The following is a 24,920-nucleotide window of genomic DNA, read 5'->3' as shown; positions in this document are numbered from 1 at the left end:
CACTGGCTTCTGCCAGCTCGATAAACGCGGTACGCTGCTCGCCAAGCCAGCCCCAGCGGGCCTGGCGGGGTCTGCCCAGGGCATCTTGAACGGTGAGCGTGCGACACTCTGCCTGAGTGGCTGCCATCAAGGCATCCAGGCTGCCCTCGCCGCCATCGGCCAGCGGGCAGAGGTGCGTGATGGCCGAGGGTGCCGCCCGTGTAATGCCGTGTGCCATGGCCTGGGCCGCTTGTTCGGCGCTCAGGGCATCCTTAAAACTATCCGGGCAAAGCAGTACATTCATCGCACAACCTCCTTGAAACGTTGTCTCAGCGTATTGTCGTTCTTTTTCGTGTTAGCCAGCGAGCTTAGCGTGCTGCTGGACCGCACACCAGTCGCACAAAGGGCAAGAGGAATTCACATGAAGGTTATCCCGATCAGCATGACCTGCCTGCTGGCCTTGGCCGGCTGCCAGACAGTGCCAGACCGCTTGCCCCAGGCCGAGCCTGGGCCTGCTGCGGCCTGTGCATTCCCGGTCCATCAGGCAGCCGACTCCCTGGCGGCGGTCACTCGTGCTGTCGATGTGCTGGAAGCGTGGGGCTTTAGCCTGGACGCCACCGACACTCGGCTTGGCCTGGTCAGCGCCTCCCGCGAGCGCGAGCTGGTGGGATATTATGACCGTTATGATTATTACTCCCCCTACGGCAGCGGCTTCCGGCTGTTTGGCGGGATGGGCGTGGGACGCGGCTCCAGCATCGGCCTGGGCGTGGGCGGGCGTTTTGGTGCGGGCGCCGGGCAAACGCCCACGGAAGTGGAGCGTGTATCGGTGCTGGTCAGTGACGCGCAGCTACGCCTGTCTCGGGACATTCGCCGTTTCGATCACTTCGGTGAGCAGCGCGAGGCCTACAGCGCCAGTAACGATGACTTTTGCGGACGCTTTCAAACAGCCTTTCAACAGGCCCAGGGGCAGGGGGGCTTATGAGCCGTTTCATCAAGTGGGGAGCCGCGCTGGTCACACTGCTGTGGCTGGCCGGATGTGCAACGACGCAGCCGCTGGAAAGCCGCGATTTGCACTACCGTGCCGATACCGAGCAGACGTTCCGTGAGGCCGTCGCGATGATGATCGAACAGGGGTATGTGGTGCGCCATGCCGATATGTCCCTGGGGCGGGCGGAAGCGGTGCTGGCCCGCTGGCCCGGCTACCGGTTGCAGCTTCAAGTGAGCGAATCGGGCGGCGGCACGCGGGTGCGGGTATCTGCGCTCAGCGGCAGTCAGCCGATTCCCCCGTACGTGCTGGACCCGTGGCTGGTGGAGTTACAAAGCAGATTAGGAGAGTTACCGTGACCCTGGCAGTCGCCAAACAATGGAGATGGATGAAAGGGGCCGCGTTGGCCGTGGGCCTTGGGCTGGCCAGCGGTGAGGTATGGGCGCACCCCCATGGCTGGATCGATCTCAGCATGCGCGTGATCACCAACGAGGCGGGTGAGGCCACTGGCGTGCATCAAACCTGGCGCATGGATCCGTTTTACAGCCTGGTGGTGTTCGAGGAGCTGCAGCAGGTGCCCGGCGCGTCGCTGGAAGAGGGCCTGGACCAGCTGGGCAGCGATATCCGCGACAATCTGGTGCCCCAGCACTACTTTACCGAGCTGCGTATCAACCGCGAGCGGCTGGCCTTTGGCGAGGTGACGGAGTATACCGCCATGGAGCGGGATGGCCGTTTGACCTTCATGTTCATACTGCCCCTGGAGAGCCCTCAGCCGTTGCAAGGCAACGTGCTGGAGTACCAGGTCTTTGACCCTACCTATTACATCGAAGTGGTGCATGAGGCCGATAACGATGGCCCCAGCAAGGGGGCGCTGGTGTTGAATGGCGAGCCCGCCTGCGAGCTGAGCATCATCGCGGCCGATCCAGACCCCGAACTGGTGCTGCAGGCAGCCCTGCTGGACGTGGACGAAGAGGGTGAGCCGGGCCTGGGCCGCCACTTTGCCGAGACCGGCAGGGTGGATTGCCGCTGACGCAGACGCCTGCTATCGTATATCAATTTGTTACTTTATAACTTTTTTGCCGTGGAGGGAGGATGCCGGTAACACGACAACAGTTGGCCTGGGCAGCAGGCGGTATTCTGTGTGCCATCCTGTTGGTCTGGGTCGTGCAAAGCAATCTGCAGGGCGTCAGCTACCAGCTGTTGGGCTGGCAGCGCGACTTGCATCGCAGCCTGACGCTGGCCATCACGGAACTCTCCCGCACGCCGTCTACGGGTGCGTGGATGACGCTGCTGGGAGTCAGCTTCGCCTATGGCGTGTTTCATGCTGCGGGGCCTGGTCATGGCAAGGCGGTGCTGGCCACTTACCTGGCTTCCCATGGGGGAGCGACCCGGCGTGCACTGGGGCTGTCGTTTGCGGCTTCCTTGCTGCAGGGTGTGACGGCCATCGTCATGGTCGTGGTGCTGGTGCACGGGCTGGGGTGGCTCACTCGGCAGGCCATGGGGAGCGTGGTCTGGGTGGAACAAGCGAGCTTTCTGCTGGTGGCGCTGCTGGGCGTCTGGCTATGCTGGCGTGCCATCAGGCAACTGCGCCACGCCCATCGTGCGCAGGCGCCGGAGGCCGAGCCCCACCATCATGAGCACAGCCACAGCCACAGCCACGATCATGCCCACTGCTGCGGCGGAGCCCACCATATCGAGCCACAGCAGGCGCTGGAGTGGCGTACTGCGTTGATGACGGTGGGGGCCATTGGCATGCGCCCCTGTACCGGGGCCGTGTTGATGCTGGGGGCAGCCAGCCTGCTGGGGCAGTTCCATGTGGGGGTGGCCTCGGTGCTGGTCATGTCGCTAGGTACCGGCATCACCGTTTCGGCGCTGGCCATGGCCAGTATCGTGGCGCGGGGCTGGGCGACTCGGCGGCTGCAACGACAGCAGAGCCAGCAAGTGGTGGAGAAAGTCGCGGGGTGGGTCGCCCTCACAGGGGGCGCGCTGATCGTGGCGCTGGGCGTCTCCTTGTCGTTGGCGGGAGCAGCGCAGCCTGCCAGTGGCCCGCTGCTGAGCGAGCCGCCGAGTCGCAGCGTACTGCCCGGCGGCTGAGGCAGCCTAAACGCTCAAGCCATTGATCAGGGCCAGCAGCTGTTCACGCCGTTTGCCCTGGTCCGCAAGCTCATACGGCTCAGGCGTGCCGTTGCCCCATACCGGGGCGGGCCAGCTGGCATCGTCGCGGTAGCGGATCACCACGTGAAGGTGCAGTTGGCTCACCACATTGCCCAGGGTGGCGATATTGAGTTTGTCGCCGTGATAGGCCTCTTTCATGGCCGCTCCCAGGGCCGCAGCTTCTCGCCACAGCTGGGCCTGGTCTGCGTCGCTTAGCTCGAATACCTCGCTGATGTCGTTAACACGGGGCACCAGCACCACCCAGGGGTAGCGGGCATCGTTCATAAGCAGCACACGACACAGGGGCAGGTCGGCCAGTGGGAAAGTGTCTGCTTCCAGGCGAGGGTCGAGAATCAGGTCGGCCAAGTGACGTCTCCAGGTGGGGCTTGATGGCAAGCGTAGGTTCAAGGCTGCAGCATAGCAGGCGAAATACCGAAAATCTGTTACGTTAAGACGGGAGCCGCTTCGTTCTCGACGAAGGGAGGCTCGAAGGCGACATCACTTGTTAAGGAGAACATGATGAAAAAATTACTGGCGACAAGTTTTATCCTGCTGATCACTGCCGGTGCGCTGGCGGGCTGTAATACCGTGGCAGGCGCAGGCCAGGATGTTCAGGAAGGTGGTCGTGCCGTTCAGGATGCCGCTAGCTGATCAAGGCGGGCTTTGAGCAAGCAAGGGTCAGGCAGTCATGCCTGACCCTTGCTTTTAGAGGACGACCATTAAGCGCTTTTCTTGAGGAACACGCATGCCACTTCCCCGTTTCACCTTCCGACATACACGTGCCCTGACGGCGCTGCTGGCTACCTTGCTGCTGGCCGCTTGTACGTCCCAGGCTCCCAGTGAGCCAGCCACCGAGCCTCCCGTAGTTGGCCGCACGCCGGTGGATGCCGAGGCGGTCTGTGATGCCGATGCCGTGGCCCATGCCATTGGCGCCTCTTTTGACGAGGCCCTTGTCGAAGCGCTGCGCGACGAGAGCGGTTCCCGTCATGTACGGGTATTGCGGCCTGACAGCGCCGCGACCATGGATTACCGGGAAGATCGTTTGAACATTGTGCTGGGCAGTGACGAGCTGATCGAGGCCGTGCGCTGCGGCTAACGCAGTATCAGCCACACGCAGGCAGCGGTGAGCACCCCCATGGTGATGTTGAAGGCCCGCCATGCCCGGTCGCTCTTCGTCTTCGATACGCTCCATGAGCGGGAGAGCGGCCTGACCGACCTCAGCTTGAGCCTGCCGCCGCCTCATCCATTGAGAGCCCAGGCGCTGAGTACGGCGCTGCATGCCCTGAGCGGCGACCCAGAGGTACTGACACGCGGAATTACCTACTCCGGCGCGCAAGGGAGCGAGCACCATCGCCAGCTGCTGGCACGCTGGCTGGGCCGGCTTGGCATGGCCCTGGCGGCCGACGAGCTGCTGGTGACCCAAGGGGGCCACCACCACCGTTTGATGCCAGGGCCCGTGGCCAGCCGCCTCACTCGTAGCGATCTTTCCAGCGCTGTCGCGCTACCTGCTCCTTGAGCATCTCCAGAATATCCAGCAGCACCTGCTCGGTTACCTGCTGGCTACCCTGGTCGACCTGCAGCCAGCTATCGAAGCTGCTATCGGCAGTCTGCTCCAGCATCTGGCGAAAGGCTGGGGAGTGCAGCTGCTGAGCAATCTCGTCCACCAGCCGCTGGGCCACGCCGCTCAGCGACGCTTCCAGCGCGCTGGATGCCGCGTGGCCCATGGGCAGGCGCTGCAGGCGACGGATCTCCGGGCTTTCGCGCAGCGTGCGGCTGACCAGCTCGCTGATGGCGGTCTGGATGGCACTGCGGTTTTGCTGATAGGCCTGCCCTGCGGTGGCTTCCAGGCGCTGGGTGATCTCATGGATCAGCTGGCGTTTGCGCGGCATGATGACCCGCTCGATGACCCGCTCCGAGAGGGAGTCGCTGGCCGTGATCTGCTGTTGAACGTTGCCCAGCAGGCGCAGAGCGATACGGTCCGAGAGCTCTTCCAGCAGAATGTCGTAATACTTGGCAAAGAAGCGGTAAAGCGGCCACTGAGTGACCGTGATGAGGCCAAGCCGATGCAAGCGGTGCAGCAGCGACACCACGCGCAGGATGCGCAGCAGCCGGAAGCCGCCCACCGGAATACAGCCCAGTACGTCGTACCAGTGGACGAACGGGTAGAAAAACCAGCGGTGATAGCGCCGTTCGGCGATGGCCACCGTCCAGCTCAGCAGGACATCGGCCACGAACAGGCCGACAAACATCAGGTCGATGGTGGTGAAGCGGCTATGGATCGCCGTGTCGTAGGCCGCATGGGCGCTCGGGGCCATGGCAGCGAAGGCTTGATTGAGCGGCTCGATCAGAAACAGCGAGTCGAACAGCAGCAGGCTCAAATTCACGGCCACTGCGGTCAGGATCAGTAAATCCCAGCCGATGTGTGCGTATTCGACCCCCTTGGGCAGATGGGGGTAGCGCCGCCTGATGGGCATGGTGACTCCTTGTCATGACGAATAGGGCAGCGACTAGCGCTGCCGGTGATGCTGTTGGGCCCGCTCCTCTTCCTGTTCGGCCTGTTTGCGCAGCTTCTTGCGCAGGGCGGCTTTTTCGAAGCGCAGCTTCTGTAGCGGCGTCTCCAGTGCCAGCGGCGGCACGCGAGCCGGTTTGCCCTGCTCGTCCACGGCCACCATGGTCAGGTAGCAGCTGTTGGTGTGGCGTATCAGCTTGTCGCGAATGTCTTCCGCCACCACCTTGATGCCGATCTCCATAGAGGAGCGGCCAACGTGATTGACGCTGGCCAAAAAGGTGACCAGCTCACCCACATGGATGGGCTGTTTGAACAACACCTGATCCACCGAGAGCGTCACCACGTAGTGGCCCGAGTAGCGGCTGGCACAGGCGTAAGCCACCTCATCCAGCTTCTTCAGGATAGCACCGCCGTGCACCTTGCCACTGAAATTGGCCATGTCCGGGGTCATCAGTACCGTCATGGACAGCTCGTGCTGGCCAGGCAGTGGGCTGTGTTCAAGCGTCGTGTCGGTCATGGAGATCACCTTTTGAAAGCCAAAAAATACCCGCCCCCTGGCGCACGGGCCGAGCGGGGGCGGGTGGTCAACAGCGTACCAGGGGGCTTAGAACCAGACCAGCCCCGCCGAGATGATCGCACCGGTAATGAACAGCTGGATCAGGCAGAAGCCCATGATGTCCTTGGCCTTGAGCCCGGCAATGGCCAGCACCGGCAGCGCCCAGAAGGGTTGCAGCAGGTTGGTCCAGGCATCGCCCCAGGCGACCGCCATGGCGACCCGAGCGATATCCGCTCCGAGTGCTTCGGCCGCCGGTAGCATGACCGGTGCTTGAACGGCCCACTGGCCGCCGCCGGAGGGCACGAACAGGTTGACGATACCGGCGCTGATGAACGACCAGAACGGCAGCGAGTTAGCCGTGGCAAACGAGACCAGCCACTCCGACATGCTCTGCGCCAGGCCCGACTGCACCATGATGGCCATGATCCCCGCATAGAAAGGGAACTGGATGACGATGCCCGCGCCGCCCTTGATGGCTTCGTTCAGGCTGGTAAGCAGGTTGCGCGGCGTGCGGTGCAGCACGATCGCCAGGAACAGGAACAGGAAATTCACCACGTTCAGGTTCAAGCTGCCGCCGCGCAGCAGGAAGTGGTCCAGCAAGAACAGCAGACCAGGTACACCCACCAGCAGGGCCAGCGGCATGCTGTTTTCGAGCTTTTCGGCGGGGCGGGTAATGCGACCGACGGGCTCGGGCTCGTCATCCAGCAGCCTGGGGTCTACATACACGCTGTCCTTTTCATCCGGCAGCATCAGGCGATTGACCAGCGGTACGGCAATGAACAGACACACCACGATGGCCAGGTTGAAGAAGGCAAAAATCGTCGAGCTGGTACTGATGACGCCGATCTGATCGGCGGAGAAATGCCCCTCGGTGGCGATGGTGAGCGGCACCGAGCCAGCCAGCCCGCCGTGCCAGACCACGAAGCCGGAGTAGGCGCTGGCCACCAGCAGGCGATAGTCCACCTTGATCAGGCGGGCCAGTTCCTTGGCGAACAGGGCCCCGACGACCAGGCCGAAGCCCCAGTTGATCCAGCTGGCGGCCAGCGATACCAGGGTGACCAGAATGATGGCCCCGCCCGGCGTTTTGGCGGTACCGGCAATTTTCTGCAGGATGCGCTTGACCGGCGGCGAGCTGGCCAGCATGAAGCCGGTGACCAGTACCAGCAGCATCTGCATGGAGAAGGTCAGCAGGCCCCAGAAGCCATCTCCCCACATGCGCAGTACGGCCAGGGGCGTTTGTCGCTCGACGGCGATGGCCGCTACCGCCGCTACCAGGGTCAGCAGCAGCACAAATATATACGGGTCGGGTAAATAGCGTTCGACCAGCTTGACCGCCGGTTTCGAGATGAGTTTTAGCATGCAGTGCTCTCTTTATTCGTTATTAGGAAGTGCGCGGCTAATATACGGCGGTGCGGCATAATTTTCACCCCTCGACGACTCATGGAGCGGCCCCCTCAAGCTCACGTTAGCGTAATTGGCCAAAGCCGCCCGTTGTGGGCTTCAACGCTAGCTTAGCGAGCTGGATGGTCGCACCACCGGGTGCGCCGGTAGTGGCGGTAATAGAGGATCAGCACCAGCGAACGTGTCACGGTGAACAGGGTGAGTGCCAGCCACAGGCCATGATTGCCAGCGTCCTGCAACCACCACCAGCAGGGCAGGTAGACGGCCAGCCCGGCAAAGATGCTGTTACGCATTTGGCTGACGGCGGTGGTACCAATGAAAACGCCGTCCAGCAGGTAGCTCCACACGGCGATCAACGGCATCAGCACCATCCAGGGCAGATAGACGGCGGCCACCGCGCGCACTTCTTCCAGCCCGGTAAGCAGGGCAATCAGCTGGTTGCCGCCCAGCGCAAACAGCAGGGCGGCGGCCCCGGCGGTCCAGAAGGAGAAGCGTGCCGTGGCCCGGACGGTGGCGGCGAACGCTGGCCAATCACGGCGCCCGTAGGCTCTGCCCACCAGCGATTCTGCAGCGTGGGCAAAGCCATCCAGGGCGTAGCTGGTCAGCATGATGAACTGCAGCAGCACGGCGTTGGCGGCCAGCACGGTATCCCCCTGGCGAGCCCCCTGGGCGGTGAAGAATGCCATGGCGAACAGCAGCCCCAGGGTGCGCACGAACAGGTTGGCGTTGACATTGAACAGCGCCGCATAGGCGTTCCATGCCAGCAGCCGCTGGCGCTGAAAGTGGCCCTCGAGAAGCCCCAGTTGGCGCATCACCAGATAACCGCCAAATGCCAGCGCGCTGTAGTCGGCCAGTACACTGGCCAGCGCGACGCCGTTGCTGGTCATGCCCAGCCCCACCACGAACCAAACGTCCAGAAGGATGTTCACGCCGTTGGTCAGCAGCAGGATCATCAGCGTCACTCGGGAATTCTGCTGCCCCAGGAACCAGCCCAGGATGGCATAGTTGGCCAGCACGGCGGGGGCCGACCAGAGGCGGATTTCAGCGTACTCCCGGGCCAGCGGGGTGGCCTCGGCGCTGCCGTCCAGCAGCCACAGCCCCAGCGAGATCAACGGGGAGCCCAGCAGGATCAGCAGCACGCCAATCCCCATGGCGATGATCAGCGACTGGCCCAGCAGGTTGCGTACATCGCTGGGCGCATCGCGCCCCATGGCTTGTGCCACCAGGCCAGTGGTACCCATGCGCAGGAACCCGAACCCCCAATAGAGAAAGCTGAACAGGGTGGCCCCCAGCGTGACGCCTGCCAGGTAGCGGGGGTCGGGCAGGTGGCCCACCACGGCGGTATCCACCAGTCCCAGCAGCGGAACGGTGATGTTGGAGAGGATGATGGGCCAGGCTAACGCCCAGATACGCACGGGTCAGGCTGCGGTGATGATGCGGTACTTCTCCATCAGCTGTGCCTGGGTCTCGGGGCGCTCCGGGTCCAGGGGAATACAGTCGACCGGGCACACCTGCTGGCACTGAGGCTCGTCGAAGTGGCCAACGCACTCGGTGCACAGGTTGGGATCGATGACATAGATCTCCTCGCCGGGAGAAATGGCATCGTTGGGGCATTCGGGTTCACAGACGTCGCAGTTAATGCATTCGTCAGTAATCATCAGGGCCATGGGCATACCTCACGAATGGCGGAACACTCGGGCGGTGATATACCCGAGTGTTTTACTCAACAATAGCGATGGCTAGTTAGTGTAGTGCTTACGCAGCGCCTCTGCGACCTGCGGATGCACCAGCGCTGAAATATCGCCTCCCAGCTTGGCGATTTCACGCACTATGGTCGAGGAGATGTAGGAGTTCTCCACCGCAGGCGTCAGAAAGACACTTTCCAGCTCGGGGTTCTGGGCGCGATTCATGTTGGCCAGCTGTAGTTCGTACTCGAAATCCGAGACGGCGCGCAGGCCGCGCAGAATGATCGTCGCGCCCTGTTCGTGCATCATGGTGGTGAGCAGCGACGAGAAGCCGATCACCGACACGTTCTCCAGCGACGCGCACACCTGCTGAGCCAGCGCGATGCGGGTCGGCAGCTCCAGCGCGGGGCGTTTGCCAGGGCTGGCCGCCACGGCGATGACCACCTGGTCGAACATGCGCGCTCCACGCTCGATGAGATCGAAGTGGCCATTGGTGATGGGATCGAAGGTGCCGGGGTAGACTGCGATATTGCGGCGTGGGGCGCTCATGACTGCCCCTCGCCGTTCAGTGAGCCAAACGGGTTGTCGACGTTCAGCGATACCGCCTGGTGGTAGCCGGGGATATGAATGCGGTCGGCCCGGATATCCAGCTCGGGGCCTTCCAGCACGGCTTCGCCAAACTGGTAGCGCGGGGCGTAGTGGCCCTTGTCCGCCTCGCTGAGATACGCGGCGGCCTGGGCACGCACGGTTTCCCGCTTGGCTTTCCAGGCCTCCACGGCAGCGCTGCCATGGCGCTGGAGGAGCAGCTGCTCGGTGACCTGGGGGGACAGCACCACGCCGGTGGCGTTATTACCACCAAACCCTTTGGCGTTGATGAAGGCGGCATCGGCGTTGAACGCCTGGGGCGTCGTGAAAAAGCGCAGCCGCTCGGCATAGACGTCATCGGCCACTGCATCCAGAGTGGGAATGCCCGGCAGCAGGCCGTGGGCGAAGCTGCCCAGGGCGCTGGCCAGCTGGTCGCCCGCCGCAGAGCCCTGGGAGTGGCCAATGAACGCCTTGATGGCCACCACCGGCCACTGCGCGATTCCGTTCGCACGGGCAATCTCATCGAATACATGGGATTCCGTGGTGCGGTTCTTGGGCGTGCTGGTGCCATGGGCATGCAGATAGGTACGCTCCTTGAGCGCGGTCTCTCCCAGCATGTTCCTGACCAGCGCCGCAGCCTTGCCCAGCGTGATGTAGTTGCCGATCCCCGGCGCCGAAATGGAGCGCTTGTAGCCGTCGGCGTTGACGAACACATCGGGGACGGCCCCCAGAATGTCGGCCCCCAGCGTCAGAGCCAGCGTATCGTCCATCAACAGCACGAACTGGCTGGCTTCGGCCATGGTGAAGCCGCAGTTGCGGGCAAACGGGCGGCAGGCGCGCTGGTAGTCGGCATCGGTGAGCAGCGTCAGGGCGTCCAGGGCTTTCAAGCTGGCGTCGTCTGCCAGCGCGCCCATGGCCCGAAAGCCTTCGATGATCTCGGGGGTGATCGGCGCATCGGCGGTGCCGACCATGACCACGCGGCGGCGTCCGGCGCGAATATCGTCGATGCCCAGGCGCAGGTTGTAGAGGAAGCTGGCGCAGGCGCCCAGCGCCGCGCCGGTGCCACCCACGCTGCCCAGTACATAGGCATTGAGGAAATCGGCCGGCATCTGCCCGTACCCCAGGGGCATCTGCTTGGACGTTGCGCGCTGGCCACTGACCAGACTCTTCAGCAGCCCGCCCCAGCCTTCGTCATCCAATTGACCAATCGAATTGCCCGCATAGACGGCGATATGGTCAGGGTTGAGCTGCTGGCGCAGGGTCTCCCAGTCAAGTCCACTGGCGCCAAGGCAGTCGCTGGCCCCGAAAATGGCCATGGCCAGCCCGCGCGGGTGGTGTACGCTGCGGTACAGGCTGGCTGGGTCGAACCCGGAGGGCAGCTGGGCAGCGGCCTTCACCTTGGGTTCCTGAGTATCGGGTAGCAGGACCTCCAGCATGCCCGCTGGCAGGGTCACTTCTACTTCTCGGGCGTCCAGTTCGCGTACTTCCCAGCCTTCCGGCAGCTGCTCGGGCAGCTGTTTGCGACGCAGCGTGACGCGCACGGGCTCGGCCAGCGCCAGCTCTGCACGGCGGTTGGCGGGCATGCCCGGTGCCTGGAAGCGTGGATCCTCGTTACGGCGGATCAGGGTATGGTCAAGCACCTGCTCACGCAGCAGGCTGGCAGGCGAGTCAAGGGGCTGTCCTGCGCTGTCCTGCCAGCCATGGTCGGAGTGCTCGGCGAGACGCATGAGCGCGGCCAAGCCTTCCAGTGTTTGGCGCTGCTGATCGGCGGGTAAGGCATCAAGCACGGTGCGGCGGAAGGCCTGATGGCCCGAGGTTCTGCCGGCGGGATTGATGCCGCCCATGCCGACAATCACCGGTAAGTGTGACAAGCCGGGTTCCTCGTGGTGCGGTGGTGTTTAATGACAATTATCGCCAGGAGGCCGTTTCACAGCGCCTGTCCTGAACTTAATAGTGAGCTTAATAGCGACTCTGGCGTGATCATAGCACCGGGCGAGCAACGGCGTCATGCCGCGCAGCCGGGAGACTGATAGAATCACGTTTTTTTCATGCAGAGGATGTCATGCAGCACACCTCACGATCGGTGACTTCCAACCAACCGGGACCACACCAGGATGTGGTGCGGCGCGTCGAGCGTGCCCTGGCGCATCCGCTGCGCAAACCCATTGCCGAGCATACCCGCCTGGCTTTCGAACAGGCGGACCTCTGGCGGCGCCAGCACGCTGCACCGTTGATCATCGATGCAGGATGCGGAGTCGGGCTATCGACCCGCCGTTTGGCGCAGAGGTTCCCCGACCACTGTGTGATCGGGGTGGATCGCAGCGCAGACCGGCTGGGGCGAGATCACGGCGAGCTGCCGGGCAATGCGCTGCTGGTGCGTGCCGACCTGGTGGATTTCTGGCGCCTGGCGCAGGCAGCCCGGTGGGCGCCTGCGCGTCATTATCTGCTCTATCCCAACCCTTACCCCAAGTCGGCCCACTTGAAAATGCGCTGGCATGGTCATCCGGTTTTCCCCACACTGTTGGCGCTGGGTGGGCGGCTGGAGCTGCGCTCGAACTGGGACCTCTACGTGGAGGAGTTTGCCCAAGCCGTGCAGGTGGTCACTGGGCGTGAGGCGGCGGTGGCCCAGGTAACGCCCAACGGCGACTATCTGACGCCGTTCGAAGCCAAGTATGATCAAAGTGGCCAGGCGCTATGGCGCTTGACCATCGATTTAGAGCGGCCGTAGCGAGTTTCTTCCTGAGCATGGCCAGCGTTTTCCACGATGAATCTGTATTGATACTGTGTACTGAGGTAGTCCAACGTGACGTGTTTTTTTAATTTACCTGCGCGCTGGCTGCGCGCCAGTATGGTGGCAGGCGTTGCCAGTGCCGCGCTCTGCGCCAGCACCTCTCTGTGGGCGGATTTCACTCGGCTGAGCCAGCTGGAGGCCAAAGGGTTTTCGGTGAGTGCCGAGGCGCGCCTGCTGGAGGGGGGGAGCCCCAGCGAGCTGCTGTTGGGAAGCCTGAACCCCGAGCGTCAGCTGTCGCCTGCGTCGGTGACCAAAGCCTATATGGCGGCTGCGCTACTCAACCGCTTTGGCCCCCAGCACCGCTTTACCAGCCAGCTGGTGAGCACCGCGCCCGTGGAGAATGGCGTGCTCCGTGGCGATCTGGTGTTCGAAGGCGGCGGTGACCCTGGGCTGACCAGCGAAGACCTCTGGCGGCTGGTGCAGCGCCTGCAGCTGGCAGGCGTCGAGCATGTGGACGGTGCGTTGGTGGTCAGCCAGTGGCGCTTTGGCCCGGTGGAGTGCATCACCACCGACCGCTGCAACGCACGCACGCGGGTCGCCAATGCTTACAGTGCGCCGCTGACCTCGGCGGGGGTCAACTTTGGCACCTGGTGCGTCAACGTGGCGCCCGCTACCACTGCTGGGCAGCCCGCGCGCACGGGCTTGTGTGACAGCGCCGCGCCGCTGATCGTGATCGACAACCAGGTCGTCACGCGCCCGGCCAATAGCGGCACGGAAATCAGCGCCGAGCGAATCACCGATGAGCGTGGCGACGTCATGCGCCTGACCGGGCAGATTTCCACCAACGCGGCGGCCCGGGATGTCTACCGTGGGGCTGGCGATGCCGCTGAGCAAACGGCGCAAACACTGCAGGCCATGCTGAATCAGGCCGGTATCACCGTGCGTGACCCATGGCGTGTGGGCTCGACACGGCCGCCCAGCGAAGCACGTCGCCTAGCGGCCGTCGATGGACAGCCGCTGCAGGAGCTGCTGCTGCGGACGATGAACTATTCCAACAACTACATGGCCGATGTGCTGGCGCTGAACCTGGTGGAAACGCCCCAAGCGCAGCTGCGACAGGCGGGCCAGGCCATCGAGGCCTATGCTCAGGGGCTGTCTGGCCACGGGCCGATCACGCTTTCCAGCGGTAGCGGCTTGACCACGGACAACCGCACGTCGGCCCATGGTACCAACGTGATGCTGGAAGACATGTATCGTCAGAGCGCGCTGTTTCCGAGCTTCGTGGCATCGTTTCAGTCGCCTGCCAACGGGGTGATGCGCTTCATTCGCCGCGGTTCGCCCACGTTCCAGAACAACGTCATGCTCAAGACCGGCACGCTGAATCAACCCTTTGCCGTGCGCGCAGTGGCGGGCTATTTCCGCACGGCGCAAGGGCGCTGGGGAGTCTTCAGCGTACTGGTCAACGGCAGCGGCAGTACCCCTTATCTGAGCTGGCCGGAAGTCCTCGACCCGCTCTCCCTGGATCTGGATGCCATGATCCTGGCTCATTAATCAACGTGCAGACGAGACAACGGGCATGAAGCCACAACACACCGGGTTAACCCATCTGGTTCACTCCACGCGCTACTCATGGAAAGGCCTGAAGGCCGCGTTTCGAAACGAAGCCGCCTTCCGTCAAGAGCTGGCCATTGCTGCCGTACTGCTGCCGTTTGCCTGGTGGATCGGTGAGGGGCCGGTCAGCTGGCTGCTGCTGGTGGGCAGTCTGCTGCTGGTACTGATCGTGGAACTGTTGAACAGTGCCATCGAGAACGTGGTGGACCGTATCGGCACCGAACATCACGAACTCTCTGGCCGTGCCAAGGATATCGGCTCGGCGGCGGTCATGTTGTCACTCATCATGGCGGGGCTTACCTGGGGCCTGTTAGGCTGGGAGAAGTGGCTGGGCTGACCCGCTCCCATGGCCCAGACCGGCAATGACAGACCAGCAATGACCGACAAGCAATGAGTCGTGTCACTTCGACGTGCGTTAGGCGCAGAGGTAGATATGCAGACACCGCAGGCTCTCTTTTCCACCACCACGCTGCCTGACGCACTGTCAGGCCCGGCCGCCGACGCTCGGCAGCGTCTCGTGGATGCCCTGACACAGGCCGACAACCTGGCCTCGATGACCGGCAAGGCACTGCCTTCCGAGCCATGGCATGACCTGCCAGAGGCGCGTCGGGAAGCGTTGGCCCGGGTGGTGACGGTCTCGACGTTCGCATTGGAAACCCTGGCGCGCTTTCCCCACTGGCTGGCCGAGCTGGAGGCTTCTGGGGAGCTGGACCGCGCTCCCGACAAGGCGACGCTCGTGCAGTGGCTGCACGACGCCCTAACAGACTGCGAGGATGAGGAGAACCTGCAGCGCGCCCTGCGCCGCTTTCGCCGTGCCCGTATGCTGGGCATCGTCTGGCGTGACCTGAACCGGCCTGCAGGTGCCACCATGTGGCAGACGGCGCAGTCGGTTGCCTGGCTGGCAGAGGTGTGCATCGAGGCGGCACTGGGATGGCTGGAAAACTTTTACGCCCCCCGGTGGGGGCTGCCTGAAGCACGACGTGACGGCTCACCCCAGCGGCTGGTGGTGCTGGGCATGGGCAAGCTGGGCGCGGGCGAGCTGAACCTCTCTTCCGACATCGACCTGATCTTTGCTTTCCCCGAAAAAGGCGAAACCCAGGGAGGGCGCAAACCCCTCGAGCATCAGGAGTATTTTACCAAGCTCGGCCAGCGCTTGATTGCTGCCCTGGATGCCATGACGGCCGACGGTTTCGTGTTTCGCGTGGACATGCGTCTGCGCCCGCTGGGCGACGGTGGGCCGCTGGTGGGCAGCTTCTCGATGCTGGACAGCTACTATCAGGATCAGGGGCGTGAGTGGGAGCGTTACGCCATGCTCAAGGCGCGCCCCGTGGCAGGGGATATCGACGCCGGACAGACGCTGCTGGCGAGCCTGCGCCCGTTCGTTTATCGCCGCTATCTGGACTTCGGCGCCATCGAGTCGTTGCGCGAACTCAAGGCGATGATCAACCGGGAAGTCAAACGCAAGGGCATGGAGAGCAATATCAAGCTGGGGCCCGGGGGCATTCGCGAAGTCGAGTTCATCGTGCAGGCGTTTCAATTGATTCGCGGTGGGCGAGATACCGAGCTGCAAGTGACATCGCTGTACACGGCTCTCAATCGTCTGCCTGAATTGGGTTTGTTGCCCACTGCCGTGGTGGACGAGCTGCTGCCGGATTACGCCTTCTTGCGTGATCTGGAACATGCCATTCAAGCCCTGGAAGATCGCCAGACCCAGCAACTGCCTACCGATGACGATGATCGCGAGCGGGTTGCCTTCGCGCTGGGCTACGACGGCTGGTCATCCCTGCAGGAGCAGTTGAACCGCGTGCGTGAGCGGGTGCGTCGACACTTCGATGCCGTGATTGCCGACCCCGAAGAAGAAGCCGACGAGCCGCAGAGCGAAAACGCCCTGGCGCAGTGGCGCTTGCTGTGGCGCGAAGAGCTGGAGCCCGACGAGGCGCAGGCCTTGCTGGCCGGGGCAGGGTTCCATGAGCCTGAGCGAGCCCACAAGCGGCTGGTCAGCCTCTACCACTCACGGGCAGTGCAGAGCATGCAGCGCATTGGCTTCGAGCGGCTGGACGCCCTGATGCCGCTCCTGCTGGAGGCGTTGGCCAGCAGCGACGCGCCGGACACCGCCTTGGCGCGGGTGCAGCCCTTGATCGAGGCCGTGCTGCGTCGGACGGCCTATCTGGCGCTGCTGCGTGAAAACCCCCATGCGCTGGAGCATCTGATGCGGCTCTGCTGCGCTAGCCCCTGGATTGCCGAGCAGCTGGCCAGATACCCCATCCTGCTCGATGAGCTGCTCACCCCGGACACGCTCTACACGCCTGCCGACAAGGCGCGCCTTGCCGACGAGCTACGCCAGACGCTCAATCGCCTGCCCGAGGATGACGAAGAGGCGCAGCTGGAAGCACTGCGGGTATTCAAGCACGCCCAGATGCTGCACGTGGCGGCATCGGATGTGGTCGGTACGCGGCATCTGATGAAAGTGAGCGATTACCTCACCTTCATTGCGGAAGTGATTCTGGAAGCGGTGCTGGCCATGGCCTGGAAGCACTTGGCCCGCAAGCATGGCGTGCCCCCTGGCTGTAATAACCGTGAGCCGGCGTTTCTGATCATTGGCTATGGCAAGCTGGGCGGCATCGAATTGGGCTACGGCTCGGATCTCGATCTGGTGTTCCTGCACGACAGCGACGGCAAGGGCGCTACCGATGGCCCGCGCCCGCTGGACACCCCGGTCTTTTTTACTCGCCTGGGGCAGCGCATCATTCACCTGCTGACGGCCATCACGCCTGCGGGCAGCCTTTACGAGGTGGATATGCGGCTGAGGCCTTCGGGCAACGCTGGCCTGCTGGTGACCTCGCTGGAGGCTTTCGCCGACTATCAGCGTCAGAATGCCTGGACCTGGGAGCACCAGGCGCTGGTGCGGGCCCGGGTAGTGGCGGGCAGTGACGCACTGGCCGCGCGCTTCGAGACGCTGCGAGGTGCGATTCTGGGCGTCGAACGTGCCCAGGACACCTTGCGCAGCGACGTGGTCAACATGCGCCACAAGATGCGTGACCATTTGGGCAGCAAGGGGGCGGCCAATACCGTGAGCGCCGAGGGCACCTTCGACTTGAAGCACGATGCGGGTGGCATGGTGGACATCGAATTCCTCTGCCAGTATGCCGTGCTGGCCTTTGCCCACCAGACGCCCGCGCTGCTGACCTACAGCGACAATATCCGCATTCTGGAAACCCTGGCCGACAGCGGGCATATCACCCCCAGCGAAGCCGAACAGTTGAAAGAGGCCTACCTGGCTTACCGTAGCCGCACGCACCGGGCCGCGCTGACCGGCGAAAAGGCAGAAGGAAGTGCCCGCGAGCTGGCGAGCCATCGTCACGTGGTGGCGGACCTGTGGCAGCGTTTTCTGGGCGCATGATCCACCAAGGGCTAATGGGCAGCCGCAGGGATAAAAAGATAGCCTGTTAAGATAACAACAAGGACGACAGGACATGCATGCCACAACCCCAGCGGGCTCGCCGGTTCGGCAGGGCCGCTCATGACTGGCCACATACTCGCCACGCTGCTGCCGGTATTCCTCATTGCTGGCTGCGGCGCTGCCTACGGGCGCTACCGCAGCCCCGACATTGGCAGCTTGAATACCCTGAACATGGAGCTGTTCGTGCCGCTGCTGGTATTTGCCGTACTGGCAGACCGCCAGGCGCCGCTGGCCGACTATGCCTGGCTGGCAACGGCGGCTGCCCTGGTGGTGCTGGGTTCCGGTCTGGTGCTGTGGCCAGTGGCCAAGTGGCTCTCGCTGGACATCAAGGTCTTCCTGCCGCCCATGATGTTCAACAACTCCGGCAACATGGGAGTGCCGCTACTGGTGCTTGCCTTTGGGCCCGAGGCGCTGCCCGCTGCCGTGGTGGTGTTCATCATCGAAATGCTGCTGCATTTTTCGGTAGGGCTCTACATGCTGGACCCGCGTACTTCCCTGTGGCGGATGCTGCGCATGCCCATCGTGGCTGCCAGTGTGGCAGGGCTGCTGGTCAATGTGGGGGGAGTGGCACTGCCCAGTTGGCTGTTGGAAGCCATGCACATGTTGGGAGGTATCTGTATCCCGCTGATGCTGTTTGCCTTGGGGGTACGGCTGCTGGAGATCGATTTCAGCGACTGGCGCACAGGGTTGCTGGGTGCCGTGCTGTGCCCGCTGTCGGGGCTGGTGGTTGCCTTGCCCTTGATGTGGCTACTGCCGTTGAACTCGCTGCAGACCGCCGTGCTACTGGTATTTGCAGTGCTACCCCCGGCAGTGCTCAACTATCTGGTCGCGGAACAGTACAAGCTGGAACCCCACAAGGTGGCTTCGCTGGTACTGATCGGTAATCTGGGCAGTCTGGTGGTCATGCCGCTGGCGCTGGCAGCGGCCTTTGCCTGGATACAAGCACCACCCTGGTGACGTGCTGACCAGGTGACGTGCCGACTCAGTGGCGCGGCTCGTCTTTCACCTCATAGCTGCCTTCCAGAACGTTCTGGTGCGGGCGATGGCCATGAGATGCCTGGCTTTGTGAAGAAGCATGACGTTGAGAGGCATAGCCGCCACCAATATCCTGAGCCTGCTCGGCACGCATTTGTTCCATGCGCTTTTTCATCTTGTGGCGTACGAAGGGCATCATGGCCCAGCCGATCAGCAAAAATATCAGGCCCAGTACCATGCCGACGATCATCAGCGCCCCGAAGGCAAGCCAGGTCAGCAGCAGCTTGACGCTGCCCATGACGCCAGTGGGGCGTGACTGAGCAGCTCGGGCGCGCCACTGGTGCGCAGCTTGCCAAGCAGCATTACGTTGATCGCGATTCATCTGTGGCATATATGCCTCCATCGTTCGTTTGCCTTATTGGAACATACCCCGATGGGCAAGTTCACTCTTGTGCTCGCCGTTTATCCGATTTGAAAATCAGTAAAGGCTAATTATGCAGCGTTAAACACCTGACATGCGGCTTCCCCCGTTGAGTGTTAGGATTTATGAGAACGCACCAGGAGAGTGCCAACCAAGTTCATTAACCAGGGTGGTGATATGACGAATCATGGAGGCAAGTCGGTATTTATCGCTTCGGCGATCATTATTTTCGGCTTGGTCATTATTGGCGCAGCGTTTCCAGAGGCCTTTGGCAATGCGGCGGAAACGGCACTGGCAACCGTTACGGAACTGTTTGGCTGGTTTTATCTGTTTTCGGTCTTTGGCTTTGTCGTGTTCTTGATTGGTCTTGCGCTGAGTAAATACGGCAAAGTGCGCCTTGGGCCACAGGATAGTACGCCCAGCTACAGCTTCTTTTCATGGATCAGTATGTTGCTGGCGGCTGGTTTTGGGGTAGGCCTGGTGTTTTACGGTATGGCCGAACCCATGTCGCACTACATCAACCCACCTTACGGCGATGTGCCCGCCGAAAGCGAAGCTGCCGCCCGTTATGCCATTCAGTACAGCTATTTCAACTGGGGTATCCACCAGTGGGCGGCGTTTTCGGTCGTGGGCCTGATCATTGCCTATTTTCAGTTTCGCAAGGGCCAGGCGGGGCTCGTATCGTCGGTTCTCTCTTCGGTCACCGCAAAACATCCACGAGTGCGCCCCTACGCGTCCTGGCTGGATGTGTTTGCGGTCGTGGCTACCGTCATGGGGGTCGCTACCTCACTAGGGTTGGGCGTACTGCAGATGAACGGCGGCTTGAACGCCGTTTTTGGCTTGCCTGAAAACGGCTGGTGGCAGTTCGTGATCCTGCTGGTGATGTTTTGTGCCTACATGGCCTCCACCTGGTCAGGGCTGGATAAAGGCATCAAGCGGTTATCCAACCTCAACATGGTGCTGTGCATCGGCTTGATGGTCTATGTGCTGGTCACCGGGCCGACGGTGGTCATCCTGGAAACCATCACCTTGGGGATCGGTGATTATCTGCAGAACTTCATTGGTATGAGCCTGCGTATTTCCCCCTATAGTGATAACGAGTGGGCCAGTAACTGGACGATCTTTTACTGGGCCTGGGTGATTGCCTGGTCTCCTTTCGTCGGCACCTTCGTGGCTCGGGTTTCCCGTGGGCGTACGATCAAGGAGTACGTGTTTGGGGTGCTTTTCGTGCCGCCGCTGTTGGCCTGCCTGTGGATCGGGGTGTTTGGCGGTGCCGCTTTGAACCTGGAGCTCAACGGTGATGTGGGGCTGGCGGCGGCCACGGAAGCGAATATCACGGTGGCATTGTTCGAGATGTTTGCCCTGATGCCGTTTTCTGGCCTGCTCTCGGTCATTGCCATGATGTTGATCTTCATTTTTCTGGTGACTTCGGCGGATTCGGCGTCGTACATCGTGGCGCAAATGACTGACAATGGCTCGATCAACCCGCCCCTTTACAAGCGCATTATCTGGGGCGTCTTGATTGCCGCGATTTGCCTGACGCTGATCGTGGCAGGCGGGCTTTCGGGGCTGCAGTCTGCAGCCGTGCTTGCGGCGCTACCGTTTACGTTCATTTTGTATATGATGATTGTCGTCCTGGTACGGGAGCTGCGTGCCGATCGTAAAGCCATGCTGACCCAGCTGTATCGGCGTCATGGTGAAACCCCGGTGGGAGCCGATGCTTTCGAGGCCGAGCAGCTGGGTGAAGAAGAGCGACTGCGTCGTGCGCCCAGCGTAGTGAACCGGCGTATCAATAGCTAATCAACAGTGTCGATAGAGGACGCACCGATGGAACAGGCGTGCTAATGGCCCGACAGGGACGTCACGGAGCCACGCGAAGGCAGCCCAAAGGCGTTGCCTTCGACCGTTGGCTGGATCGTATCGTAACCGTCGCCGTAGTGACCGCTATGGTGGTGGGACTCTCCGCCGTCCTGGCGCACTGGCTGCTGTAACGAGCTGCTGAGTGCCTTCGAGCAACGCCCGGCTAAGCCGGGCGTTTTTGCGTTTCGATGCGATTTCGGCCACGGCGCTTGGCATGGTAGAGCTGCTGGTCGGCCCTGCTGAGCAATTCGTCATGACCCAAGGGATGGTCAGGGGTGGTCGTTGCAATGCCCATGCTGGCGGTCAAGTGCGAATGCGTGGTGGAATAAGCATGGGGAATGGCCAAGGCAAGAATGGCCTGACGTAGGCAGTGGGCGGTTTGCATGGCTTCATCGGCATCCACGCCGGGAAGCACACACACAAACTCTTCCCCGCCGTAACGTGCCAGCAGGTCGCGGTGCGGTGTGATGCAGCCATTGAGCGCCTCAGCGACAGCACGCAGCGTGTCGTCACCCATGGCGTGGCCATAGTGATCGTTGAACTCCTTGAAGTTGTCGATATCGATAAAAATCACCGACAAGGGCTGATGCTGGCGTGCACCGCGTTGCCACTGCTAATCTTGAGCTTCTTTTCCTATGAGTCCTTTATATGCTGCCCAGTGCTGTGCCAGTGGTTAAAACGCCTTATGCTTCCCGCCGGGAAATTTTCGGCTGGGCAATGTTCGATTTTGCCAATCAGGCCTATACGTTATTAATTATTACCGTGGTATTTGGCGAGCTGTTTACCACCGTCATTGTGGGGGACCGCAATGACGGCTTTCGCTTAGCCAACTTTTTGTGGAGCCTTGCGCTGGCGATCAGTTATCTGATGGTAGTGGTTAGTGCTCCCTTGTGTGGCGCGATCATGGATTACCGTGCCGAGAAGAAGCGCTTTCTGTTTTTCAGCTATCTGGCCACGGTGCTGACCACTGCCATGCTCTATTTCGTGACGCCAGGCTACGTGGTGTTGGGACTGCTGCTGATCGTGCTTTCGAACTATGCCTACTCCATGGGCGAATCGTTCATTGCCGCCTTTCTTCCCGAGCTGGGGCCACCGGATGCATTGGGACGCATTTCCGGGTTTGGCTGGGCGTTAGGGTATGTGGGTGGACTGGTGGCTGCAGGTTTCACGCTGATGGTGCTGGGCGAGGCGACGGCGGATAATTTCGAGCGAATCCGTTGGGTGGGGCCCTTCGCTGCAGGGTTCTTTCTGGTGGCGGCGATTCCCACGTTCTTATGGCTGAAAGAGCGAGGAGTGCCGCAGCCCACAGGCGTTTCCTATGCGCAGATTGCTCGGCAGCGGATCATGGGCACCTTTCATGAGCTGCGTTACTTCAAGGACTTGAGCATCTTTCTGGTATCGCTACTGTTCTCCATGGCCGGCGTTTACATCATCATCGCCTTTGCCTTCATTTACGGGGCCCAGGTCATTGGCTGGGATGAGAGCATACGCAACATCATGTTCATCATCGTCCAGGTGACGGCGGCCACTGGGGCCATCGGCTTTGGCTTTTTACAGGATCGCCTGGGCGCCAAACGCACTTACCAGATGACGCTGGGGCTGTGGGTAGCCGCCATCGTCGCCATCTGGGCCACGCCGGAACTCACGGCCTGGCTGAATGGCCGTTTCGGGCTGGCGTGGCAGGCGCAGCATCTCTTCCTGTGGGTAGGCTGCCTGGCCGGGTTGAGCCTGGGGTCCAGCCAGTCCGCCAGCCGTGCCCTGGTGGGGGTCTTTTCCCCGCTGCCGAAGTCTGCCGAATTCTTTGGTTTCTGGGGGCTGGCCAACAAACTCGCAGGGGTGATGGGCATCGTCATGCTGGGGGTGTTGCAGGCCCTGATAGGCCTTCAGGCCTCCATTCTTCTGTGTGTGGTGCTGTTCATAACGGCTATGCTGATTTGTATGTTCGTGAATGAACGACGGGGTCGCGACGCAGCGACGGCCTGGAAAAGCTCCTGATGTCGCGAGGTGAATCATGACGACAGCCAAGTCACAGCAGGGCGGTATCGTCATGATGCTGCTGTTCTGGGTGCTGCTGATCGGTGTCGGCACCTGGTGGGTCCAGGGGGGGCTCGAGCAGATGCTGTACCCCAATGCCCAAATCATGAATACGTCGCCGGAGAATGGCCCTGTCACGCTCAAGCGCAACCGTGCCGGACATTTCGAAGCACCCGGTGAGATCAACGGCGAAAGCGTCACGTTCTTGCTGGATACCGGCGCTACCTATGTGGCCGTGCCTGGGGAGCTGGCATCGCAGTTGGGGCTGGAGCCGGGGCGGCGCGCCTGGTTCAATACCGCCAATGGCCGAGTCGAAGGCAGCCTGACCCAGCTGGATGAAGTGGTGCTGGGCGGCATTCGCATGAGCAACGTGCAGGGCTCCATCAGCCCAGGCATGGAGCGAGATACCGTCCTGTTGGGCATGAGTTTTCTAAATCATCTGGCCATCGAGATTCGCGGTGGGGAAATGATTCTGCGTGTGCCAGAACCTTGAACCAAACTTGTGCGCTTGCCTAACATGTGCTTAGCTAAATGCTCACGGATGCAACCCACCAAGGAGAGATCATGGGTATTGAAGTCGGCGGTTTGTTAGGTTTGATTTGGCTCGTCATTGTCGTGTGGGCCATCGTCAAGGTCGCCAAGAGTTCGGCGGGCGGCCTTGCCAAGTTGCTATGGATTATCGTGCTGTTGATGTTCCCGCTGGTGGGCCTGATAGCCTGGTTCCTGCTGGGGCCCAAAGGGTAGCGTGCTCGACGGCTAGTACGACTGAAGGCAAGTATTGAAAAAGGCAGGCCCTATGGGCCTGCCTTTTTGCGATCAATGCGATGGACGCGCTCGAGTCAGCTGTTACTATCGCTGGGTGGGGCCTTGTAATGCCCCGGGATTTTCAACTTCTCACCGTTGGGCAGATCGCGCACCTGGGTGGGTACATAAACACGCTTGATCACACTTTTTGCCTTGCCATTTTCCATGGCGATATCCTCCTGCCACATTGTCGACAGTTGCGCCTTCACATTAGCGCTTGATGGTGGAAGAATCAAGCCACCCACGGAAACGTCAGGGAGATGGGTACTGAACGTTGATCAAGGGGCAGGCGTTACCTCGGTTTTAGGGTATCCTGAAAGCGGTCACAACCTGCGGTTGCAGAGGGGGTGTGCGGGTGACAACACAAACTGCCTAAGCGGAGTGAAGGAAAAGGATGGTGGATCACTTGGAACAGCAATTTCAAGCACTTGGGTCGCAGGAGGCGGTAACGCCCGACTACCCCGACCAGGATCATGTGCTGATTATTGAAGATGATCAGCGCTTGGCGGAGCTCACCCGTGACTACCTGGAAGCCAACGGCTTTCAAGTGACGATCGAGGCGGATGGTGCCAAGGGGGTAGATCGTATCCTGACGCTGCAGCCGGATCTGGTGATTCTGGATCTCATGCTGCCCGGTGAGGATGGCCTGGCCATCTGCCGCCGCGTGCGGCCCAATTTCGCCGGGCCGATCATGATGCTCACCGCGCGCACCGACGACCTGGATCAGGTGCTGGGGCTGGAAATGGGCGCCGATGACTACGTACCGAAGCCGGTACAGCCGAGGGTGTTGCTGGCCCGTATGCGTGCCCTGTTGCGACGTGCCGACGGCCCTGCTCCCGACGGTGAAATGCGCCTGAAGTTCGAGAATCTGGAAATCGACAACGCCACCCGCGAGGCCTGGTTGGCAGGTGATCGCATCGACTTGACCAGCGCCGAGTTCGACCTTTTATGGTTGCTTGCCCGCAATGCGGGGCGGGTGTTGACGCGGGAAGAGATCTTCAGCGATTTGCGCGGCATCAAGTACGATGGCCAGGATCGCTCGATCGATGTGCGGGTCTCCCGTATTCGTCCCAAGATTGGCGATGACCCCAATCAGCCTCACCGCATCAAGACGGTGCGTAGCAAGGGCTATCTGTTCGTCAAGGACAGCTAACCAGGAGAGGTCGCCCA

At 61.8% G+C, this 24,920-nt stretch carries 29 protein-coding genes and 2 pseudogenes; 18 read left to right on the top strand and 13 right to left on the bottom strand.

The window, feature by feature from the left end; translation table 11 throughout:
- On the bottom strand, positions 1 to 283 hold a 283-nt coding region (locus B7L71_RS05095), incomplete at its 3' end, for a glycerate kinase (RefSeq protein WP_139790047.1).
- A 117-nt stretch (positions 284 to 400) separates the two neighbouring features.
- Here B7L71_RS05095 and B7L71_RS05090 point away from each other — a divergent pair.
- The 4 genes from B7L71_RS05090 to B7L71_RS05075 all read left to right on the top strand — a co-directional run bounded on the left by B7L71_RS05090 (position 401) and on the right by B7L71_RS05075 (position 3,058).
- Complete coding sequence (locus B7L71_RS05090) at positions 401 to 961, top strand: hypothetical protein (protein WP_081136385.1); 561 nt, start codon at positions 401 to 403, stop codon at positions 959 to 961.
- The gene (locus tag B7L71_RS05085; protein ID WP_081136383.1) at positions 958 to 1,323 is read left to right on the top strand and encodes a hypothetical protein; all 366 of its coding nucleotides are present in this window, start codon (positions 958 to 960) and stop codon (positions 1,321 to 1,323) included. Before B7L71_RS05090 ends, B7L71_RS05085 begins: the two co-directional genes overlap by 4 nt.
- Before the next feature lie 29 nt (positions 1,324 to 1,352).
- Positions 1,353 to 1,994 (top strand): DUF1007 family protein, encoded by a 642-nt coding sequence (locus B7L71_RS05080; RefSeq protein WP_081136381.1) that lies wholly within the window; start codon positions 1,353 to 1,355, stop codon positions 1,992 to 1,994.
- A 62-nt stretch (positions 1,995 to 2,056) separates the two neighbouring features.
- A complete protein-coding gene (locus tag B7L71_RS05075; RefSeq protein WP_081136379.1) occupies positions 2,057 to 3,058 on the top strand; it encodes a nickel/cobalt transporter in 1,002 nt (333 codons plus the stop codon).
- Between the two features lie 6 nt (positions 3,059 to 3,064).
- Here the strand turns inward: B7L71_RS05075 and B7L71_RS05070 are convergent, their stop codons facing one another.
- Positions 3,065 to 3,484 carry an HIT domain-containing protein gene (locus tag B7L71_RS05070; protein ID WP_016916093.1) on the bottom strand — a complete coding sequence of 140 codons (420 nt, stop codon included), beginning with the start codon at positions 3,482 to 3,484 and terminating at the stop codon, positions 3,065 to 3,067.
- A 153-nt stretch (positions 3,485 to 3,637) separates the two neighbouring features.
- On the opposite strand from B7L71_RS05070, the gene B7L71_RS05065 reads away from it, so the two are divergent.
- Positions 3,638 to 3,769: an entericidin A/B family lipoprotein gene (locus tag B7L71_RS05065; protein ID WP_039182850.1), complete on the top strand. Its 132-nt coding sequence runs from the start codon at positions 3,638 to 3,640 to the stop codon at positions 3,767 to 3,769.
- A 94-nt stretch (positions 3,770 to 3,863) separates the two neighbouring features.
- Entirely contained in the window at positions 3,864 to 4,214 is a 351-nt protein-coding gene (locus B7L71_RS05060) for an I78 family peptidase inhibitor (RefSeq protein WP_081136378.1), read from the top strand.
- Here B7L71_RS05060 and B7L71_RS17975 read toward each other — a convergent pair.
- Positions 4,211 to 4,291, bottom strand: a pseudogene (locus B7L71_RS17975) (LysE family translocator); the annotation flags it as partial. The gene B7L71_RS05060 and the pseudogene B7L71_RS17975 overlap by 4 nt on opposite strands.
- On the opposite strand from B7L71_RS17975, the gene B7L71_RS05055 reads away from it, so the two are divergent.
- A complete protein-coding gene (locus B7L71_RS05055; protein WP_212636730.1) occupies positions 4,254 to 4,634 on the top strand; it encodes a hypothetical protein in 381 nt (126 codons plus the stop codon). The pseudogene B7L71_RS17975 and the gene B7L71_RS05055 overlap by 38 nt on opposite strands.
- Here B7L71_RS05055 and B7L71_RS05050 read toward each other — a convergent pair.
- The 7 genes from B7L71_RS05050 to B7L71_RS05020 form a co-directional block, all read right to left on the bottom strand.
- A complete protein-coding gene (locus tag B7L71_RS05050) occupies positions 4,588 to 5,592 on the bottom strand; it encodes a hypothetical protein (RefSeq protein ID WP_081136377.1) in 1,005 nt (334 codons plus the stop codon). The two genes, B7L71_RS05055 and B7L71_RS05050, sit on opposite strands and share 47 nt — an antisense overlap.
- Before the next feature lie 33 nt (positions 5,593 to 5,625).
- On the bottom strand, positions 5,626 to 6,144 hold the full coding sequence (locus B7L71_RS05045; protein ID WP_016916099.1) for an acyl-CoA thioesterase: 519 nt from the start codon (positions 6,142 to 6,144) through the stop codon (positions 5,626 to 5,628).
- A gap of 87 nt (positions 6,145 to 6,231) precedes the next feature.
- The gene (locus tag B7L71_RS05040; RefSeq protein WP_081136376.1) at positions 6,232 to 7,542 is read right to left on the bottom strand and encodes a short-chain fatty acid transporter; all 1,311 of its coding nucleotides are present in this window, start codon (positions 7,540 to 7,542) and stop codon (positions 6,232 to 6,234) included.
- A gap of 152 nt (positions 7,543 to 7,694) precedes the next feature.
- On the bottom strand, positions 7,695 to 8,999 hold the full coding sequence (locus B7L71_RS05035) for an MATE family efflux transporter (protein WP_016916101.1): 1,305 nt from the start codon (positions 8,997 to 8,999) through the stop codon (positions 7,695 to 7,697).
- 3 nt (positions 9,000 to 9,002) lie between these two features.
- Positions 9,003 to 9,251, bottom strand: a complete 249-nt coding sequence (locus B7L71_RS05030) for a YfhL family 4Fe-4S dicluster ferredoxin (protein WP_016916102.1) — start codon at positions 9,249 to 9,251, stop codon at positions 9,003 to 9,005.
- A 72-nt stretch (positions 9,252 to 9,323) separates the two neighbouring features.
- Positions 9,324 to 9,818, bottom strand: coding sequence for a pantetheine-phosphate adenylyltransferase (gene coaD / locus B7L71_RS05025; protein ID WP_016916103.1), 495 nt, complete (start codon positions 9,816 to 9,818; stop codon positions 9,324 to 9,326).
- Positions 9,815 to 11,698: a beta-ketoacyl synthase gene (locus B7L71_RS05020; protein WP_081136374.1), complete on the bottom strand. Its 1,884-nt coding sequence runs from the start codon at positions 11,696 to 11,698 to the stop codon at positions 9,815 to 9,817. The genes coaD and B7L71_RS05020 overlap by 4 nt, the downstream gene beginning before the upstream one ends.
- A gap of 218 nt (positions 11,699 to 11,916) precedes the next feature.
- On the opposite strand from B7L71_RS05020, the gene trmB reads away from it, so the two are divergent.
- From trmB to B7L71_RS04995, 5 genes are all read left to right on the top strand, one after another.
- Entirely contained in the window at positions 11,917 to 12,582 is a 666-nt protein-coding gene (gene trmB, locus B7L71_RS05015) for a tRNA (guanine(46)-N(7))-methyltransferase TrmB (RefSeq protein WP_081136372.1), read from the top strand.
- Between the two features lie 120 nt (positions 12,583 to 12,702).
- Entirely contained in the window at positions 12,703 to 14,136 is a 1,434-nt protein-coding gene (dacB, locus tag B7L71_RS05010; protein ID WP_232710743.1) for a D-alanyl-D-alanine carboxypeptidase/D-alanyl-D-alanine endopeptidase, read from the top strand.
- A 25-nt stretch (positions 14,137 to 14,161) separates the two neighbouring features.
- The gene (locus tag B7L71_RS05005) at positions 14,162 to 14,533 is read left to right on the top strand and encodes a diacylglycerol kinase (protein ID WP_016916107.1); all 372 of its coding nucleotides are present in this window, start codon (positions 14,162 to 14,164) and stop codon (positions 14,531 to 14,533) included.
- A gap of 96 nt (positions 14,534 to 14,629) precedes the next feature.
- On the top strand, positions 14,630 to 17,596 hold the full coding sequence (gene glnE / locus B7L71_RS05000) for a bifunctional [glutamate--ammonia ligase]-adenylyl-L-tyrosine phosphorylase/[glutamate--ammonia-ligase] adenylyltransferase (RefSeq protein WP_081136368.1): 2,967 nt from the start codon (positions 14,630 to 14,632) through the stop codon (positions 17,594 to 17,596).
- A gap of 120 nt (positions 17,597 to 17,716) precedes the next feature.
- Complete coding sequence (locus B7L71_RS04995; protein WP_081136366.1) at positions 17,717 to 18,613, top strand: AEC family transporter; 897 nt, start codon at positions 17,717 to 17,719, stop codon at positions 18,611 to 18,613.
- A 25-nt stretch (positions 18,614 to 18,638) separates the two neighbouring features.
- Here the strand turns inward: B7L71_RS04995 and B7L71_RS04990 are convergent, their stop codons facing one another.
- Complete coding sequence (locus B7L71_RS04990) at positions 18,639 to 19,022, bottom strand: hypothetical protein (protein ID WP_081136365.1); 384 nt, start codon at positions 19,020 to 19,022, stop codon at positions 18,639 to 18,641.
- 207 nt (positions 19,023 to 19,229) lie between these two features.
- Here B7L71_RS04990 and B7L71_RS04985 point away from each other — a divergent pair, with 207 nt between their 5' ends.
- Positions 19,230 to 20,852 carry a BCCT family transporter gene (locus B7L71_RS04985; protein ID WP_081136446.1) on the top strand — a complete coding sequence of 541 codons (1,623 nt, stop codon included), beginning with the start codon at positions 19,230 to 19,232 and terminating at the stop codon, positions 20,850 to 20,852.
- A gap of 44 nt (positions 20,853 to 20,896) precedes the next feature.
- Positions 20,897 to 21,043 carry a hypothetical protein gene (locus B7L71_RS17270; protein WP_016916112.1) on the top strand — a complete coding sequence of 49 codons (147 nt, stop codon included), beginning with the start codon at positions 20,897 to 20,899 and terminating at the stop codon, positions 21,041 to 21,043.
- Positions 21,044 to 21,075: 32 nt separating this feature from the next.
- Here B7L71_RS17270 and B7L71_RS04980 read toward each other — a convergent pair.
- A pseudogene (locus tag B7L71_RS04980) lies at positions 21,076 to 21,513 on the bottom strand (GGDEF domain-containing protein); the annotation flags it as partial.
- Between the two features lie 47 nt (positions 21,514 to 21,560).
- On the opposite strand from B7L71_RS04980, the gene B7L71_RS04975 reads away from it, so the two are divergent.
- The 3 genes from B7L71_RS04975 (at position 21,561) to B7L71_RS04965 (ending at position 23,690) form a co-directional block, all read left to right on the top strand.
- Positions 21,561 to 22,907: an MFS transporter gene (locus B7L71_RS04975; RefSeq protein WP_081136364.1), complete on the top strand. Its 1,347-nt coding sequence runs from the start codon at positions 21,561 to 21,563 to the stop codon at positions 22,905 to 22,907.
- A gap of 16 nt (positions 22,908 to 22,923) precedes the next feature.
- On the top strand, positions 22,924 to 23,439 hold the full coding sequence (locus B7L71_RS04970; protein WP_081136362.1) for a retropepsin-like aspartic protease family protein: 516 nt from the start codon (positions 22,924 to 22,926) through the stop codon (positions 23,437 to 23,439).
- Between the two features lie 71 nt (positions 23,440 to 23,510).
- Positions 23,511 to 23,690, top strand: a complete 180-nt coding sequence (locus B7L71_RS04965) for a PLDc N-terminal domain-containing protein (RefSeq protein WP_039181690.1) — start codon at positions 23,511 to 23,513, stop codon at positions 23,688 to 23,690.
- Positions 23,691 to 23,785: 95 nt separating this feature from the next.
- Here B7L71_RS04965 and B7L71_RS17265 read toward each other — a convergent pair whose 3' ends face one another.
- Complete coding sequence (locus B7L71_RS17265; RefSeq protein WP_157808948.1) at positions 23,786 to 23,959, bottom strand: hypothetical protein; 174 nt, start codon at positions 23,957 to 23,959, stop codon at positions 23,786 to 23,788.
- 185 nt (positions 23,960 to 24,144) lie between these two features.
- On the opposite strand from B7L71_RS17265, the gene B7L71_RS04960 reads away from it, so the two are divergent.
- On the top strand, positions 24,145 to 24,903 hold the full coding sequence (locus tag B7L71_RS04960) for a winged helix-turn-helix domain-containing protein (protein ID WP_016916119.1): 759 nt from the start codon (positions 24,145 to 24,147) through the stop codon (positions 24,901 to 24,903).
- Positions 24,904 to 24,920 lie beyond the last annotated feature (17 nt).

This window comes from Halomonas sp. BC2 (genome assembly GCF_002078115.1).
Classification (GTDB): Bacteria; Pseudomonadota; Gammaproteobacteria; order Pseudomonadales; family Halomonadaceae; genus Vreelandella; species Vreelandella stevensii.
This window is presented reverse-complemented; position numbering and strand designations above follow the sequence as displayed.